The organism is Pseudomonas fluorescens, assembly GCF_902497625.1.
Lineage (GTDB): Bacteria > Pseudomonadota > Gammaproteobacteria > Pseudomonadales > Pseudomonadaceae > Aquipseudomonas > Aquipseudomonas fluorescens_BQ.
Genome location: NZ_CABVGX010000011.1, coordinates 72,024 through 89,483, shown reverse-complemented (window position 1 = coordinate 89,483; position 17,460 = coordinate 72,024). Strand labels below are relative to the sequence as shown.

9 protein-coding genes are annotated in these 17,460 nt (G+C 58.2%); 3 read left to right on the top strand and 6 right to left on the bottom strand.

Features of this window, described 5'->3' with window-relative positions; genetic code table 11:
- The 4 genes from ptsP to treP form a co-directional block, all read right to left on the bottom strand.
- Positions 1-2,532, bottom strand: a complete 2,532-nt coding sequence (gene ptsP, locus F8N12_RS09505) for a phosphoenolpyruvate--protein phosphotransferase (protein WP_150580226.1) — start codon at positions 2,530-2,532, stop codon at positions 1-3.
- Positions 2,533-2,597: 65 nt separating this feature from the next.
- On the bottom strand, positions 2,598-3,821 hold the full coding sequence (locus tag F8N12_RS09500; RefSeq protein ID WP_150580225.1) for a maltoporin: 1,224 nt from the start codon (positions 3,819-3,821) through the stop codon (positions 2,598-2,600).
- Between the two features lie 106 nt (positions 3,822-3,927).
- Positions 3,928-5,574, bottom strand: coding sequence for an alpha,alpha-phosphotrehalase (gene treC, locus F8N12_RS09495; protein ID WP_150580224.1), 1,647 nt, complete (start codon positions 5,572-5,574; stop codon positions 3,928-3,930).
- A 118-nt stretch (positions 5,575-5,692) separates the two neighbouring features.
- On the bottom strand, positions 5,693-7,135 hold the full coding sequence (treP, locus tag F8N12_RS09490; RefSeq protein ID WP_150580223.1) for a PTS system trehalose-specific EIIBC component: 1,443 nt from the start codon (positions 7,133-7,135) through the stop codon (positions 5,693-5,695).
- Between the two features lie 235 nt (positions 7,136-7,370).
- Here treP and treR point away from each other — a divergent pair, with 235 nt between their 5' ends.
- From treR to F8N12_RS09475, 3 genes are all read left to right on the top strand, one after another.
- A complete protein-coding gene (gene treR / locus F8N12_RS09485; protein WP_150580222.1) occupies positions 7,371-8,075 on the top strand; it encodes a trehalose operon repressor in 705 nt (234 codons plus the stop codon).
- A gap of 72 nt (positions 8,076-8,147) precedes the next feature.
- The gene (locus tag F8N12_RS09480) at positions 8,148-11,216 is read left to right on the top strand and encodes a membrane-targeted effector domain-containing toxin (RefSeq protein ID WP_224787688.1); all 3,069 of its coding nucleotides are present in this window, start codon (positions 8,148-8,150) and stop codon (positions 11,214-11,216) included.
- A gap of 32 nt (positions 11,217-11,248) precedes the next feature.
- Entirely contained in the window at positions 11,249-14,218 is a 2,970-nt protein-coding gene (locus tag F8N12_RS09475) for a membrane-targeted effector domain-containing toxin (RefSeq protein ID WP_224787687.1), read from the top strand.
- A 65-nt stretch (positions 14,219-14,283) separates the two neighbouring features.
- Here the strand turns inward: F8N12_RS09475 and guaA are convergent, their stop codons facing one another.
- Positions 14,284-15,861, bottom strand: coding sequence for a glutamine-hydrolyzing GMP synthase (gene guaA, locus F8N12_RS09470; protein ID WP_150580221.1), 1,578 nt, complete (start codon positions 15,859-15,861; stop codon positions 14,284-14,286).
- A gap of 126 nt (positions 15,862-15,987) precedes the next feature.
- On the bottom strand, positions 15,988-17,457 hold the full coding sequence (gene guaB / locus F8N12_RS09465; RefSeq protein WP_028624385.1) for an IMP dehydrogenase: 1,470 nt from the start codon (positions 17,455-17,457) through the stop codon (positions 15,988-15,990).
- Positions 17,458-17,460 lie beyond the last annotated feature (3 nt).

Genomic DNA, 17,460 nt, shown 5'->3' with positions numbered 1-17,460 from the left:
TCAGCCCTCCAGAAACTGTGAAGTATCGACCGTTGCCTCGTGATAAATCCGCAACGCCTCGCGCACCTGTTCTGCACTTTCCAGGCCGAGCACTTGCTCGGCGATAGCCTTACAGTCCAGTTGATTCACCTCGCGAACGGCGGCTTTGACCGCAGGAATCAGCGGCACGCTTACCGATAGCTCATCCACCCCGAGCCCGAGCAACAACGGTGTCGCCAGGGTTTCCGAAGCGAGCGCGCCACATACGCCGACCCATTTGCCGTGAGCGTGCGCTGCCTTTACCGCACAGGCGATCAATCTCAATACGGACGGATGGAAACTGTCGGCCTGACTTGCGAGCCGCGGGTGATCGCGGTCCATGGCCAGGGTGTACTGGGTCAGATCGTTGGTGCCAATCGAGAAGAAGTCCACTTCGGGCGCAAACAGATCCGCCATCAGCGCGGCTGCAGGCACCTCGATCATGATCCCCAGTTGCGGCAGTTGCGCGAGGCCGAGCGCCTGCGCCTCTTCTTCCAGCAGCTGCCGAGCCGTGCGCAGCTCCGAGAGTTGCGTGATCATTGGCAACATGATGTGTAAACGGGCCAGACCGGCGCTGGCGAGGATGGCCTTGAATTGATCACGCAGTAACTGCGGACGCTCAAGACACAGGCGAATCCCGCGCATACCCAGAAACGGATTGGTTTCCCGCTCCATCGGCATGTACGCCAGTGGCTTGTCACCGCCGACGTCCAGCGTGCGGACCACCAGATTGCGCATTGGGCCCAGTGCCCGGGCGATCGCGCCGTAGGTGGCGGCTTGTTCATCATGGCTGGGCGCGTGGTTGCGGTCCAGGTACAGGAACTCCGAACGCAGCAAACCTACGCCCTCACCGCCCAGGGAAACGGCCTGTTCGGTTTCGCTCAGTGAGGCAACGTTGGCCGTCACTTCGATGCGATGACCGTCACGGGTACAGGCTGGCAGCGAAGCATTGGCCAGCGCCTGCTGCTGACGTTGCTGTTGTTGCTGACGGAGGGCTTGCAGCTGCTCGATGGCCGCGATTTCCGGATCAAGATGCAGCTCGCCCTTGTCGGCGTCGAGCAACACTCGCGTACCGGTGGCCAGCGTCAGCACGTGCACCGGCAAGCCGCAGATCGCCGGCAGTCCGGCCGCCCGCGCGAGAATCGCGACGTGACTGGTGGCGCCACCACCGACTGTGGCAAACCCTCGCACTTTGCGCGTGTCCAGCGCAGCGGTGCGGGACGGTGTCAGCTGCTCGGCGATAACGATCGCCCCGTCGGGCAGGTCCATCGCGTGATCCTGCACGCCGAGAACCAGTTGGAGTACACGCTGGCCGACATCCGCCAGATCGGCGGCGCGCTCGGCCAGCAACGGACTGCCCATATTCATGAACAGTGCAGCCGTCGTTTCGGTAGCCGTACGCCAGGCGAACGCGGCGCTCTTGCCCTCGCCGATCAGGGTATGTGCCTGATCCAGCAGGCTCGGGTCCTGAAGCAACTCCTGATGCGCCTTGAAAATATCGGCCTGAGGCTCTCCGGTTTTTGCCTGCGACAGCAGGTGCAAATCCACATCCGCAGCAATCAGGGCACGGGAAAGATGGTCCCGCTCGGTCTGCAAGTCTGCACCGAACTCATTGACCTCAAAGGTACTTTCCGTAATTTGCACCACCTGGCCAAACGCCGAACCCGCAGAAGCACAGATACCGCGCAGCACTGTCGGCGATGAATCCTTGAGTGTCTTCACTGCGACCGGTGCGACGGTGGTCACTTCAGCGCACCCTGCAGCGAGCAGCCGCGGCAGCGTCCTGATCGCATTGTCGGCGTCGGTGCCCGTCGCGCTCACGTGCACGATGTCGTTGAAAGCCGTCTGCAGCGCCATGATCGCCACCACGGATTTGGCGTTAGCCTTGTGTTGCCCTTTGTGCAGGTAAACGTTTCCTGAAAAACCCTTCGCCGCTTGGGCAAAAACAGCGGCCGGTCGTGCGTGCAAGCCGTTCGGGTTTGGCAGTGTCACCGACATCGAAGTCAGAGATGTTCCCTCCTCCGGCAGCAGAGCCTGCGTGACTGGCGCCACAGGTTGCAAATTGATCAGTGGCTGACCACATTCCACCAGGCCAGTGTCCTGTGCCAGCCAGGTGAACGCCTCGCCGCTGACCACCAGCATCAATGTCAGCAGGCTGCGCGCATTCAGGGCGATGTAATCGGCATCAAATTCGATCAGCGCCTGGCCGGTCGTGACCCGTTGACCCTCCTCGACCAGACGCGTGAAGCCTGTGCCGGCGAGTTTTACCGTGTCGAGCCCGACGTGCAGCAAAACCTGTACGCCATTGTCGTCGGTGATGCTGATGGCGTGCCCACTGGCCGGCGCATTGCTGATCACGCCAGCCATCGGGGCGCACAACGTCTGCGAGGTCGGATCAATACACAACCCGTCGCCAATCACGCGACTGGAGAACACCGGGTCGGGCACTTGATCCAGAGGCATAAGCAGGCCGGACAGTGGCGCGAGCAGTTGCAAGGGTTGGGGCGTGGCCATGACATCACCTGGGGTTGTGTTCTTTGAAGAGACTTGCGATCTCGAGGCGTCTGATTGATTGGGCATTATTTCCACCAGTACTCAACCTGCAAACCGACATTCGCACCGTGGCGCGCGCGGCCGAATGCGCCGGTGTCGGATAAAGCCGATCCTTTCGCCAGCTCATTGGCCGCTCGTTTGGCAGCCTGGTTCCAAGTGGCGTAGGTGTAATACAACCGTACCTCGGGCCGTGCCCAGAATTCCGGGCCCTTGGGCGACCAGGTTGGCGCCACGGTGAACTTGCTCAGCTTGCGCGTGCCACCCGCGGCCTCGACCTGATCATGACCCAGTTCAGTGACCAGTTTGAACTGCTCGCTCAGCGCATACGTGGGACGCACGCCGAGGGACATCCAGTTCTGATCGCGACCGCCCGCTCGAATGTCTTTCTGATAAACCGCCTGAAACTGTCCGCCGAATCGCGGCGTTGTCTGCCAATCGAAGAACTCTACAATCCGATAGCTTCTATTGCTGTCATCCAGTCGTACATTACCGGTATAGCCCAGCCCGGTGCCGGGCCCTTCGCCGTACTGAAAGGCCAGTTTGTTCTTGCCGCCCAGAAATCCCTGTTGCACATGCTGAGTGCTGATCGCCCAGCCCCGGTGTGTATCGCGGCGATCGGGCTTGTCGATATAGCTCAGGCCGAACTCCAGCTCTCCGCCGGCATTGGTATCGAAACCGCCCACATTGAAATCGTGTCGATTGATGGAGTCCTTCTGATACAGGTTGTCCTTGCGTGAGAAGGCGTAGCTATATTTCAGACCGCCGATCAGTACGTCCTCGATACCGCCACCCGTGCCGCTCTGGTTCCAGTAATAAAAGTCGGTGATGTGGATATCGTTGCGCTTGTAATAACGTCGCCCCGCCCACAACGAGCCGCCATTGAAAGCAGGCATGTTTGACCATTGCGCGTACAACTGCGGCATACGGACCGAACCGGTATCGCCTTTGAACGTCAGGCTGCGATCGTATTGGTTATACAGCGAAGCCATACCGTCGACGCTGAGTGTCGAGCCGTCATCCAGGGTGACTAAATCCTGGCGCAGTTCGAGTTCGCCGTACTGCTCGCATTCATTACCCAAACGATATTTCGTTTGCGCCCCCGGCAGTTGAAAACACGATTGAGAACTACCGTTTACCGAGGTCCCGACACCGCTACGCAAGTAGCCACCAAACTCCAGCGCTTCGACGGTAAATGGCATTGCGAGGGATACGCCGGCAATTGCGAAGCCAAGTTTTATTGTTCTGCTCATGAGCCACTCCATTATTTTTATTGTGTGCAGCAGCAAAATCGACGCGCAAAAATCCCCCGCGCAGCGTTCTGCGTGTTTTTTAAAGTTGTTGTTCTTTAGCGGTGGATCATTCGGTCATGTGCAAGACCAAAGACTCGTAAGGTCTTAATACGATCTGCCTTCTGCGTTGAGGACAATCCGGATAGTTGCTGATGACCAAGCGCTGCGTCATCGATTCGCTGAGCATTTCAGGCGGCAAAAGCACTTCACAAGGCGAACCGTAGAAGTTGTTCAGCACCAGCAAACGTTCTCCATCGCCCTCGCGCGCATACGCCCAGATCTGCGTGTGCTCCGGCAGAATTTGCCGGTAGACGCCGTCCGACATCAGCGCCTCGGTGCGACGCAATGCGATCAACTGGCGGTAGTGATGCAGCACCGAATCGGGGTCGTCGAGCTGCGCTGCGACATTGATCTGCGCGACATTCGCCGGCACGCCGATCCACGGTTGCGCCACGCTGAAACCGGCAGTCGCCTCGGCGTTCCAGTGCATTGGCGTGCGGCTGTTATCACGGGATTTCTGCATGATCGCCGCCATGTTATCGGCATCACTGGCCCCCGCGCTGCGCTTGAGTCGAAAGATGTTCAGCGTCTCCACATCGCGGTATTGATCGATGTGATCGAAACCCGGGTTGGTCATGCCGAGCTCTTCGCCCTGGTAAATGAAGGGCGTGCCCTGGAGAAAATGCAGCGCAGTGGCGAGCATCTTCGCCGAGAGTGCGCGGTACTCGCCGTCGTTGCCGAAACGCGAAACCACGCGCGGCTGGTCATGGTTACACCAAAACAATGCGTTCCACCCGCCGCCAGCCTGCATACCGGTTTGCCAGTCGGACAAAATGCGCTTCAACGCCAGGAAATCAAAGTCAGCGCGAACCCACTTTTGCAGGTTCGGGTAATCAACTTTCAGGTGATGGAAGTTGAATGTCATCGACAGTTCTTTTGATTGCGGCCGTGAATACTGGATGCAGTGTTCAAGACTGGTCGATGACATCTCGCCGACGTTGATCAGGTCATGGCCGGCGAAGACTTCGCGGTGCATTTGCTGCAGATATTGATGGACGTTCGGGCCGTCGGTGTAGAAGCGCCGACCATCACTTTCATCGTCCGGAAAATCCATCGGTTTCGAGATCAGGTTGATCACGTCCAGACGAAAACCTCCGACCCCTTTGTCGCGCCAGAACCGCATCATCCTGAACACTTCGGCGCGTACTTGAGGGTTTTCCCAGTTCAGATCGGCCTGGGTGTGATCAAACAAATGCAGATAATACTGACCGGTCTGCGCTTCGTACTCCCAGGCCGAACCACCGAATTTGGATTCCCAGCTGTTCGGCTGATCGCGCCAGATATAGAAGTCGCGGTAAGGGTTGTCGAGACTGCTTCGGGCCTGCTGAAACCAGCTGTGTTCGATGGAGGTGTGGTTGACCACTATATCGAGCATCAACTTGATGCCGCGCTTGCCGGCCTCGGCAATCAGCAACTCGCAGTCGGCCATGCTGCCGTAGCTAGGATCGATGGCGTAGTAGTCGCTGATGTCGTAGCCGTTATCACGCTGCGGTGAGCGCAGAAACGGTGTGAGCCAGAGATAGTCGACACCCAGCCACTGCAGGTAATCGAGTTTGGCGACCACCCCGAGCAGATCGCCGGTGGGGTTGCCGGCGCTGCTGTGAAAGCTCTTCGGGTAGATCTGGTAGATCACCGAGCGTTGCCAGTCTTGCATGGCGATATTCCTTCAGTAAGTTTTGTGCTGCCCGTCCGGGCCTTATCGCGAGCAAGCTCGCTACCACACAGCAATGCGCTCATCCTGTGGGAGCGAGGCTGCTCGCGAAGGCGGTCTGTCAGGCAACCCGATAACCGGGCCGGACAATCTTCATGCTTAACACGCAGGTCAGTACAAACGGCACGACCATGGCAATCACCATGCCGATCACGAACATCGGGATGTATTGCGGAATAATCGAAATGAAGCCTGGCAAGCCCCCGACGCCGATGGCTGACGCCTGGATCCTGTTCAATGACAGAAAAATGCAACCCAGCGCAGAACCCGTCAGTGCTGCGTAGAACGGAAATTTGTAGCGCAGGTTGACGCCAAACATCGCCGGTTCGGTAATGCCGAAGTAGGCCGATATTGCCGAAGTCGATGCCATGCTCTTATCCCGCGCATTGCGGGCCATGTAGAAGACGGCCAGTGCTGCACTGCCCTGAGCGAGGTTGGACATCACGATCATCGGCCAGATGAACGTGCCGCCTTGCGTGGAAATAAGCTGCAGGTCGACCGCGAGGAACATGTGGTGCATCCCGGTGATCACCAACGGTGCGTACAGCAGACCAAAGATCGCCCCACCCACCATCGGCGCAAGTTCGAACAGCGTGACCAGGCCTTCTGTGATCAGAATCCCCAGATGCCGCGTCACCGGACCGATAACGGCCAGCGCCAGTACGCCGGTGACAACGATGGTGGTGATCGGCACGACCAGCAACTGCACTGCGTTCGGCACCCGCGCCCGCAACCATTTCTCGATAACGCTCATTACGTAGGCCGCCAGCAGAATTGGCAGGATCTGCCCCTGGTAGCCGACCTTCTCGATCTGGAACAGCCCGAGAATGTCAAAGTACGGCAGACGCTGACCGTCCAGCCCGGCCACGGCCTTGCCATAGTTCCAGGCGTTGAGCAGATCAGGGTGCACCAGCATCAAGCCGAGCACGATGCCGAGGATTTCACTGCCGCCAAAGCGTTTGGCCGCTGACCAGCCCACCAGTGCCGGCAGGAACACAAACGACGTGTTGGCCATCAGGTTGATCAGGCTCCACAACCCGTCCAGCGCCGGGTAGGCCTCAAGCAGCGTCAGGCCTTCGATGAACATACCCTTGGCGCCGATCAGGTTGTTGATACCCATCAGCAGGCCGGCAATGATCAGCGCCGGCAGAATTGGCATGAACACATCGGAAAAAACCCGGACCAGCCGCTGCATCGGGTTGATCTTGTCGGCGCTTTTCTGTTTGACATCTGCGATGGTTGCCGCCGCCAGACCGGTTTGACGGCGCAGTTCGGCGTAAACCTTTTCGACCTCACCGGGGCCGATGACCACCTGGAACAGGCCGCCGGTGAAGAACGAGCCTTTGACCAGATCGATCTGATTCAGCGTGGCGCTGTTCACCAGATTTGAATCCTTCAGCGCCAGGCGCAGGCGTGTCACGCAGTGCGCGGCCTGCTCGATGTTGTCACTGCCACCGAGGCTTTGCAGCAAGGCGGTGACGATGTTCGGATAGTCGTGGCTCATGCTTGTTCTTCCGCTATGGGTTTTTGTTATTGGCAGCACGCCGACGTGAAAAGTACTCGTCTGTACGAGTTTAATCAACCACTGGTACAGACGAGTATGATTTAGTTTATTTCGCGTAAATCACGCGATGACTTTTCCTACTGATAAAAGAGAAGTCGCCCAAACCTGCATGGACAATTGCCTACCCTGCCCTTAAGGTTCGACACCTCGAGCAATGCGGCACAGAGCCATTCCCATGAGTAAATACAACCAGATCTACAGCGATCTGCTTGCCAGTATCACTACCGAACGTCTGGAACGCGGCGCGCGGTTACCTTCCGAGACCGAACTGATGGACAGCTATCAGGCGAGTCGCGGCACCGTGCGCAAGGCCATCGAGCAACTTCAGGAGCGCGGCTTCGCGCAAAAAATTCACGGCAAAGGCACCTTCGTGCTGTCGACCAGCCCGATCGAACTTCAGCTGGGCGGCATCGTCAGCTTTCAGGAAACCGGACCCGGGCTGGGCGATGACGTCAGTACCGAAGTGGTCGAGTTCGAACAGCTGCCGCTCGAGGGCCCGTTGCTCGAACATATTCAGGCGCAGGAAGGCAGTTTGATCACCCGGATCAAACGGGTGCGGAGGATCGACGGGAAACGCGTCATTCTGGACATCAACCATTTCGTCAGCGACGTGATTCCAGGCCTGACGCGGGATATTGCCGAACACTCGATCTACGCCTTCATCGAACAGCAACTGCAACTGCAAATTGCCTACGCCCGGCGCACCATCGAAGCAGTGCCGCGCAACAGAGAAGACCAGCAGCACCTCGACCTTGACGACCAGAGCCATGTGATCGTGGTCAGCAATCAGACATTCTTGCAGGATGGTCGGCAATTCGAATACACGGAGTCGCGACACACCCTGGACAAATTCTATTTTTCGGATGTCGCACGGCGCTGAGCTGACACACACTCAACGCTCTTGTGCGGTACATATGCAGTGCATTCTCCGAAAGCGAATGGACCAAGCTCATTGGCCATTTTCTCAAGGATGAACAGCGTGAACTCTTCCGAAATCCACCCCTTGCCGAATGCCCGGGACAAGGCCGCGCTCAAGGCAATCGCGGCTACGCTCATTCCGGCCTGCCCGAGCCTGCAGGACGTTGCGCATGAGGTCGCCAGCGACCTCCTCATCAGGAGAGGCCTTCAGGGCATTGATCCCGACCAGGTTTATTTTCACCGATTCAAGACCTCTCAAAGCAGCGCGAAGTCGTTCACCGGCTGGGAACATCCCTTCGAAAAACCCTATGAATCAATGACGCTCACGCAACTGGTAATCCACCGTTTCCGCGTCACTGACAAGGACAATGCCGATCTGCTGGACCTGTACAGCGGTTTTTACTCGGCCGGCCCCGACGCTGAAAGTTTCGATGACACCAACGAGGTCCGTCTGCACGGCAACGAAGTCTTGAAAGCCTTCTGGGACCTGGATTTCAGCACGCTGTATCGAGAGCGGCTGGCCCATTTCTGGCGCACATCTTCGGACGATTTTCGCACCCTGGCCAAGTGCAACTTTCTCAGTTGTGCCGTTCAGGCGCTGGAACAGAAGCAACTCAGTGGCGATGACTTCCAACGCCTCATCGACTCGGTCATAGGGCCCATCAGCTGGCCAGTCAGCCTGAAAATGCTGAAAACGATGCACCCCGCAGGCAATGACGTGAGAGCCCTGGATGTCGCCGGCCACGTCGCCACCAACCTTATACGCATCGTGGATCCTGGCGGCCGACAGATCGTGTATCTGCCGGGTGAAGTGCAGGCGTTTCATGTCGTGGACAGTGAAGCGGACATGCACTGGTGGATTTTGCAGCAGATGAATGAAAACGCGCCGCGCAGCACATTTCTCGACCACTTTCCTTTGTCTGATCGCCACGAGATCGAGGAAAACATCAGCGATATCATGAACCGGCTGGTCAGCGGTTGGGGCAAGGCCGATCACCGCCTGATCAACCAGACTAACCAAGCGATAAAGGGTGACGCGTTCAGTTGGCTGCGCGAATCAACCCGCAGCGCCATGTCAGCGGACGCCAGCCTGTCGCTGACCTCCAATGGCGAGTTACGCAAAAAATTGTGGATCGGCTACTTCAGCGCCGGCCTTAAAGTCTTTGGCCCGATGGCGGCCGTTGGCTGGCCTGTCGCACTGCCGGTTATCGGAGCAAGCATCGCCAGCATGGGCCTGAACATCGACCAGGCAGTGAATGGCAAAACCGCCGCCGATCGCAAGCAAGGCGTTATCGGCGCGGTGCTCAATGGTATAGATGTCCTGTTCAATGTGCCCTTTCTCAAAGGTACTGGCGCAACGCTGGAGATTGGTGCGCAAGTTGAAGCTGCTGAAGCCGCCGAGATGGCAGAGCTCACGGAATTTTTCGAACCGGCTGAGGCTGATTTGCAGACCGGCGTCAAGCCTGAGGTCAACACGCCGGTTGAGAGCGACCGTGTGCCGGTCAACATCGCAGAGCCCGCCACAGTTGAGCCCGCAACAAATGCACCGCCTGAAGTGCCGTCCAGGTATCAATGCAATGAAATCCTCGATGACGGTTCAGTGGTTAACGAATCCGGCAAATTCGAGGGAATTCACCGGCTCGATAGCGACCCGTCCTACGCCATACTGCTGGATGACAACGCCTACTACGTGCGTTACTTCAAGGACTCCAGAGGCGGCGGTTACTGGGCCATCGTCGACCCGGAAAGACCCAACCAGTTCGCTCATTCGTTGCCGGTTCGCTTGAATGCCGAAGGCCGATGGGAGCGGATGCGCGCACTGAGGCTCAACGGCGGTGGGCAATGCATGGGCAAGGGATGTACGGCCACGGTTGATGTCGAGCCCGACGTGCTGCCGTCCACTGAGCCCGGCATGGCGCCGCAACCGTCGAGCGCTCGAGCGGTTCGCCTGGTGAGCACCAATTATGACCTGCCGCCGCGGTTGCAGACATCGTTGAGAAGCTGGGCGCTGGATCTGTCCGATACCGAGGCAGGCATAGACCCTTACAACGACACTTATCGGGCTCAGCTCAATAACCTTATCAGGGCAGCCGAAAGATATCTTGCAGGGGCTCCCTGGGCCAACTTGCCTCCGCGGCCTGTGATGCCCGTAATCAGTCGAGCCATGCCAATGGACGATCTCATAGCGCGTATTTTCGAAGCGGCGCCTGGCCTGGTGGTTGGCGAAACCTTTGACCGCATTACCAGCATGCGTTTCATGATTGAAAACATGCCCTCGCTGGCCCGACACGCTAAAACGATCTACGTGCGCCGCTTGCTCAATGATTTCGCGCAGTACGAGCTCAATACATTTTACGAAACCGGCGATATGTCTCAGGACCTGAAAACCTACCTGTCCGGCCTTGGCACAGACCCGGCGGAACGGTTCGACATGCTGCAGTTGGTCAAGACGGCCAGAGACAACGGCGTGCGTATTCAGGCGCTCGATTGCGCGGTCAGTTACAAAGCGCCGGACCGTGGGCCTCAACAGCAGTTGAGGAACAACTTCCTGGCCGATCAAATCATGATTACTGATAGGTCGTATAACTCCCCCGGTAAATGGGTTGTATTGAGCGGGGCGGAAAACATCAATACGTTCAGAGGGATACCAGGCATCAGTGAGATGCAGGGAGGCATCGGATTGCGGATAGAGGAAGTCAATCCGGGAGAGACCTCAGGTGTCGATATCGATCCGGGAGTGGAAGTGCCCGGACAGTCGTTTCCAGGCGACATCATGATGGGTAATTCCGGCGTTTTATACGGCGATCTGCGCCTGCGGATCCCGGCATCGCCAGTCATCTGGAGCGAGCAGAAGATTCAAACTCTGCTTATTAATCCAGGCTATTTCCTGTTCGAAAAAACGGCTGGAAATTACACGCTACTGCATCGCAGCCGACTCGGAATGATTGTTCGCACGGCGGTTCAACAATCCGCAGACGGTCACTTTTCAATCCATAACCCCAACTGGCCCGATTTGAACGATGTTGCTTTCGTCAGTCTTGAACAAATGGCCGGGAAAATGGCTCCATTTGGCCTGGAGTTACAGAGTCGTATTCCTGACTGAACTCAGACATTCACTTTCTCAAGGAGCGAGAATTGAGCACATTGAACCTGTCCCCGGCGTTATTGCTTCCCGACCCCGCGGACGAACTGGCGCTAAGGGCGCTGGTATTGCCTTTCACCGACGCCTGTCCCGATTTGCACGCCATGGCGCATGACGCCGCGCAGGGTATTCTGGATAAGCACGGGATCAAAAACATAGACCCGAGCCAGGTCTGGTGGCATCGCTTCAATAATACGTCGGTCAGCAGCCCCCGTGCATTTCTGGGGTGGGAGCACGATCCCACACCCTCGCAATCCCTCACCTTGCCGCAATTGGTGGTCAAGCGCTTCCGCGCACATGACCAGGACAACGCGGACCTGCTGGATAACTATGGAGGTTTCTACAACGAAGGCCCCGACGCCGCCATATACAACGAAACCAACGAAGTCCGCATGTACCCGAGCAAAGTGATCAACGATCTCTGGGCGATCAACTTCAGCGATTTGTATCGGCAAAAAATGCAGCGGTTCTGGACCCTTCATTCGGCGGACTATCGAACCCTTGCCAAGCTTAACTTTTTGACCCAGGCACTGGACGAACACGATGGCTCACGGCTGAACAACGACAACCTCAAGACCGTGATCAAAGCCGTTGCCGGCAATGTCACGTGGCCGATCAGCCGCTCCATGCTCGAAGCGCAGGCGTCAGTTGACGCTGAGCTGCTGGTTTACCCACTGGATATCGGCGGTTACACCGCCACTGATATCCTCTGTATCACCGACCGCCATGGCGTGCAGATTCTCTATACACCGGGTGAAGTCGACGGCTTCCATATTTTCGCGAGCCCCACCGATCTGCATTGGTGGCTTCTGGGACAAAACAATCAGGCGCAAAACAGGGCCCGTTTCATGGCGCATTTCCCCCTGGCCGCGCAGCAGCAGGACGACGGTAACATTGGCCTGAACGCCATGATCGACCTGCTCTACTCAAACTGGGGGAAAAGCGATCACCATCTGATCAATCAGAAAACCAGGCCCATCACTGGCGACGTTTTCAGCTGGCTGCGAGATTCCGTGAAGTCACGGATGGCCAGTGATGCAGATTTGTCATTGCACTCAAATGGCGAACTGCGCGAGAAGATGTGGATTGGCTATCTGAACGCCTTCCTCCACGTCTTTGGCTCAATGGCCGTGGTCGGCTGGCCGGTGGCACTGGCTGCGGTAGGTGCGGGCATCGCTTCGATGGGCTTGAACATTGATCAAGCGGTCAATGGCAGTTCAAAGACTGATCGCAGGGCCGGCGTCGTCGGAGCCATTTCAAGCGGCATCGAAACCCTGTTCAACTTGCCCTTCCTGCGCGGGGCATCGGAGCTAGCTGAAGCAGCTGAAGCCAGTGAAACCTTCACGGTTCAGGAAGACGTTGCCGAGCCGGTGCTCGATGACTCGTCGGGCCTTCCCGCTATCGCCCGGCTGGCCCCCGGCCCGGCTTATGCCAAAGAGGGAGAGGCACTGCTTTCAGAGTTCGAAACCAATGAAATTCTGGACGGTCTGGAGCCGGTGGCCAGCGACGGCAAATACCAGGGCATCTACCAACCGTCCAGCGGTGGCCACTATGTGTGCATCGACGACAGCTTTTATCAGGTGCGGTATGTCAATGAGTTGAACACCTGGGTCATCATCGACCCGGGCAACCCTTACTCCTTCCACCGAAACTTGCCCATTCGCCTGGACGAGGCGGGAACCTGGCAGCCAATCCAGCGACCCGGGCTATTGGGTGGCGGCAAATTCGATGGGCTGTGGCCTTGGGGCCGAGCCAGCGAACCATTGCCGGACATTGACAGCCCGCCAACCCTCTACGACATGCCTCAGGCTCTACGCGAAGATCTCAACAACATCGCCCAGGGCACCAGCAGCAAATACGAACTCAAGGACTATCTGCTCCAGCCAGCCAAACCTGATGGCAGCAACCCGATCGAAGCCTTCAAGGCCATGAGGCAGACGCTGTACCGTGACGCCACAACCTTCTTCGAGTCGCGTCCCTTGCCTCCCCGCGCCGAAATTCCGCAATTACCAGCCCGCTCAGCCAACAAAGACATCATCAAAAAATTGTTGAACAGCGCACCGGGGCTGGTGGTCGGTGAGAAGCACGCGAGCGTCGGCAGCAAGCAGTTTCTGATAGAAAACATGGAAGTGCTGAGCAAGCAGAAAGTCAGGACACTGTACATGGAGCACCTGCTGACTGACTTTCACCAGGCCGATCTGGACGCTTTCAACCGCACCGGCACCTTGTCTGAAGAGCTTGAGCGTTACCTGAAAAACCTGGACACAGGACATGGCACTGACCCCAGCGGGCAATTCAACTTTCTGGAACTGGTCAAGGCGGCTCGAAAAAGCCATATCCGGCTCCAGGCCATTGATTGCCTGGCCAGTTACAGGAGCAATGGCATGCAGAGTGTCACCAGCACTTTCCGCCAGAAGATGATGAATTTTTTCGCGCATGAAGTGATCGTTGCCGATCAATTCGCCCGAGGTGCTCACCGCTGGGTGGCACTGGTCGGCGACAGCCACTCAGCCATCTGGGAAGGTGTGCCTGGCGTGAGCGAGCTGGAAGGCGGGATCAGTCTGCGGATCGAGAGCGCGCCGGCAGGCACGGCCCGAGGGATTGAAGTCGATCCGGGGTACATTGCGACCGATGAATTCAATCGACCGCTGACCAGCGTTAAAAACGACTTGCGGCTGCAACTGGATACACCGGCGAGTGTGACCCTGGCCGAGTCACTGGAGAAAGCTTTGCTCGACCCGGGCGATTGCACGGTCATGAATATCGACGGAAACAGCACGCTCATCCATCGTAGCAATGACGGCACGCTGGTTCGCACACCAATCCGCCACTACCTCGGGATGCTCTACATCGAGCGACCCGCGTGGCCAACTGTCAGCGGTCGACGCTACGCCAATCTGGCAGAGTTCGCGGCGGCGCTGCGGCTGATGGGGCTCAGATCGGTTCGGGTCTCGGGTAACTGATAATAAAAAGGCCGTGTGAAATCGAATTTCACACGGCCTGTTCATTTCAGCGCCTGATCAGTCGATCATTCCCACTCAATGGTCGCCGGCGGCTTGCTCGACACGTCATAAGTAACGCGCGAGATACCTTCGATTTCATTGATGATGCGGCCGCTGACGGTTTCCAGCAGTTCGTAAGGCAGGTGTGCCCAACGCGCGGTCATGAAGTCGATGGTTTCCACGGCACGCAGGGCGACGACCCAGGCGTAACGACGGCCATCGCCGACGACGCCAACCGATTTCACCGGCTGGAACACCACGAACGCCTGGCTGACCTTGTGGTACCAGTCGGCTTTGCGCAGTTCTTCGATGAAGATGTGGTCGGCGCGACGCAGCAGGTCGGCGTATTCCTTCTTCACTTCGCCGAGAATCCGCACGCCCAGGCCCGGGCCCGGGAATGGGTGGCGGTAGACCATGTCGTAAGGCAGGCCGAGTTCCAGGCCCAGACGACGGACTTCGTCCTTGAACAGTTCGCGCAATGGCTCGACCAGTTTCAGGTTCATCTCTTCCGGCAGGCCACCGACGTTGTGGTGTGACTTGATCACGTGGGCCTTGCCGCTTTTGGCGCCAGCCGACTCGATCACGTCCGGGTAGATGGTGCCCTGGGCGAGGTATTTGATGTTGTCCAGCTTGTTCGACTGGGCATCGAATACGTCGATGAAGGTACGGCCGATGATCTTGCGCTTCTTCTCCGGGTCGGACTCGCCGGCCAGGTTGTTCAGAAACTGATCTTCAGCGTTGGCGCGGATGACTTTGACACCCATGTTCTCGGCGAACATGGCCATCACTTGCTCGCCTTCGTGCAGACGCAACAGACCGTTGTCGACGAACACGCAGGTCAGTTGGTCGCCGATGGCTTTGTGCAGCAGGGCCGCCACTACCGAGGAGTCAACACCGCCGGACAGGCCGAGCAACACATTATCGGTGCCGACTTGAGCGCGCACTTGAGCGATGGCGTCTTCAGCGATTTTCGAAGGCGTCCACAGCGCTTCGCACTCGCAGATGTCGAGGATGAAGCGCGACAGGATGCGACCGCCCTGTTTGGTGTGGGTCACTTCCGGGTGGAACTGCACGCCGTAGTAGCGGCGCTCATCGCTGAACATGCCGGCGATCGGGCAGCTCGGGGTGCTGGCGAGGATGTGGAAGTCTTGCGGCATGCGGGTGACTTTGTCGCCGTGGCTCATCCACACGTCGAGGCCGAACAGGCCGTCCGCGTCGATGTGGTCTTCGATGCCATCGAGCAGGCGGCTCTTGCCGACCACGTCGACGCGGGCGTAACCAAACTCACGCAACTCGGAACCTTCAACCTTGCCACCCAGCTGTTCAGCCATGGTCTGCATGCCGTAGCAGATACCGAAAACCGGTACGCCCAGGTCAAACACGGCTTGCGGGCAGCGAGGGCTGTCGGCTTCGTGCACGGACTCGGGACCGCCGGCGAGGATGACGCCTTTCGGTGCGAATTCGCGAATCGCTTCGTCGTCCATGTCGAACGGATGCAGTTCGCAGTACACGCCGATTTCACGCACGCGGCGGGCGATCAGCTGAGTGTACTGGGAACCGAAATCGAGGATCAGGATGCGGTGGGCGTGAATGTCGAGGGACATGGGAAAGAACTCAAAAAGCAGTTGCAAGCTTCAAGCTGCAAGCTGCAAGTAGTCGGAAGCTGCGCGGTAGCTGCGTAAACACAGTACCGCTTGCAGCTCTTAGCTTGTGGCTTATAGCTGTCGGCGTCAGCCGACCCGATAGTTTGGCGCTTCTTTGGTGATCTGCACGTCGTGAACGTGGGACTCGGCCATGCCGGCGCCGGTGATCCGCACGAACTCAGGCTTGGTGCGCATTTCTTCGATGTCGGCGCTGCCGGTGTAGCCCATCGAGGACCGCAGGCCGCCCATCAGCTGATGGATGATGGCGCTCAGGGTGCCCTTGTAAGGAACACGCCCTTCGATGCCTTCCGGGACGAGTTTCTCGGCACCGGCCGAGGAGTCCTGGAAGTAACGGTCGGAGGAGCCTTGAGCCTGGGACATGGCGCCCAGCGAACCCATGCCGCGGTAAGCCTTGTACGAACGACCCTGGAACAGTTCGATCTCGCCCGGCGCTTCTTCAGTACCGGCGAACATCGAGCCCATCATGACGCAGGAAGCACCGGCGACGATGGCCTTGGACAGGTCACCGGAGAAGCGGATACCGCCGTCGGCGATCAACGGCACGCCCGTGCCTTCAAGGGCGGCGGCAACGTTGGCGATGGCACTGATTTGCGGCACGCCGACACCGGCCACGATACGGGTGGTGCAGATCGAGCCCGGGCCGATACCGACCTTGACCGCATCAGCGCCGGCTTCGGCCAGGGCCTTGGCCGCAGCGCCGGTGGCGATGTTGCCGCCGATGACTTGTACGTCAGGGAAGTTCTGTTTGACCCAGCGAACGCGGTCGATCACGCCTTTGGAGTGACCGTGCGCGGTGTCGACCACCACCACGTCAACACCGGCATTGACCAATGCCGCAACGCGGTCGCCGGTGTCTTTACCGGTACCGACTGCAGCGCCGACGCGCAGACGACCTTGATCGTCCTTGCTGGCCAGCGGGTAGGCCTTGGCTTTTTCGATGTCGTTGACGGTCATCATGCCTTTGAGGGCAAATTTGTCGTCGACGATCAGCACGCGTTCGATGCGGTTCTTGTGCAACAGCTCGCGCACGTCGTTCTTGTCGGCGCCTTCCTTGACCGTGACCAGACGCTCTTTAGGCGTCATCACTTCACGGACAGTGGCTTCCAGACGGTTTTCGAAACGTACGTCGCGAGACGTGACGATGCCGACCAGGTCGCCATCGTGCAGCACCGGAACGCCGGAGATGTTGTGCTGGCGAGTCAGTTCGAACAGTTCACGCACCGTGGCATCGGCCTCGATGGTGATCGGGTCCTTGACCACGCCGGCTTCGTAACGCTTGACCTTGCGCACTTCGGCAGCTTGCTGCTCGATGGTCATGTTCTTGTGGATGATACCGATGCCACCTTCCTGAGCCATGGCGATTGCCAGACGGGCTTCAGTGACGGTGTCCATGGCGGCAGAAACCAGAGGAATATTCAGCTCGATGCCACGGGTTAGGCGGGTCTTGAGACTGACTTCGTTAGGAAGCACCTCGGAATAACCGGGCACTAGGAGAATGTCGTCGAATGTCAGAGCTTCTTGGCTGATACGCAGCATCGC

Excerpts from the sequence above, each read along its gene's own strand:
- ptsP (WP_150580226.1), bottom strand. The coding sequence starts at position 2,532 with ATGGCCACGCCCCAACCCTTGCAACTGCTCGCGCCACTGTCCGGCCTG.
- F8N12_RS09500 (WP_150580225.1), bottom strand. The coding sequence starts at position 3,821 with ATGAGCAGAACAATAAAACTTGGCTTCGCAATTGCCGGCGTATCCCTC.
- treC (WP_150580224.1), bottom strand. The coding sequence starts at position 5,574 with ATGCAAGACTGGCAACGCTCGGTGATCTACCAGATCTACCCGAAGAGC.
- treP (WP_150580223.1), bottom strand. The coding sequence starts at position 7,135 with ATGAGCCACGACTATCCGAACATCGTCACCGCCTTGCTGCAAAGCCTC.
- treR (WP_150580222.1), top strand. The coding sequence starts at position 7,371 with ATGAGTAAATACAACCAGATCTACAGCGATCTGCTTGCCAGTATCACT.
- guaA (WP_150580221.1), bottom strand. The coding sequence starts at position 15,861 with ATGTCCCTCGACATTCACGCCCACCGCATCCTGATCCTCGATTTCGGT.
- guaB (WP_028624385.1), bottom strand. The coding sequence starts at position 17,457 with ATGCTGCGTATCAGCCAAGAAGCTCTGACATTCGACGACATTCTCCTA.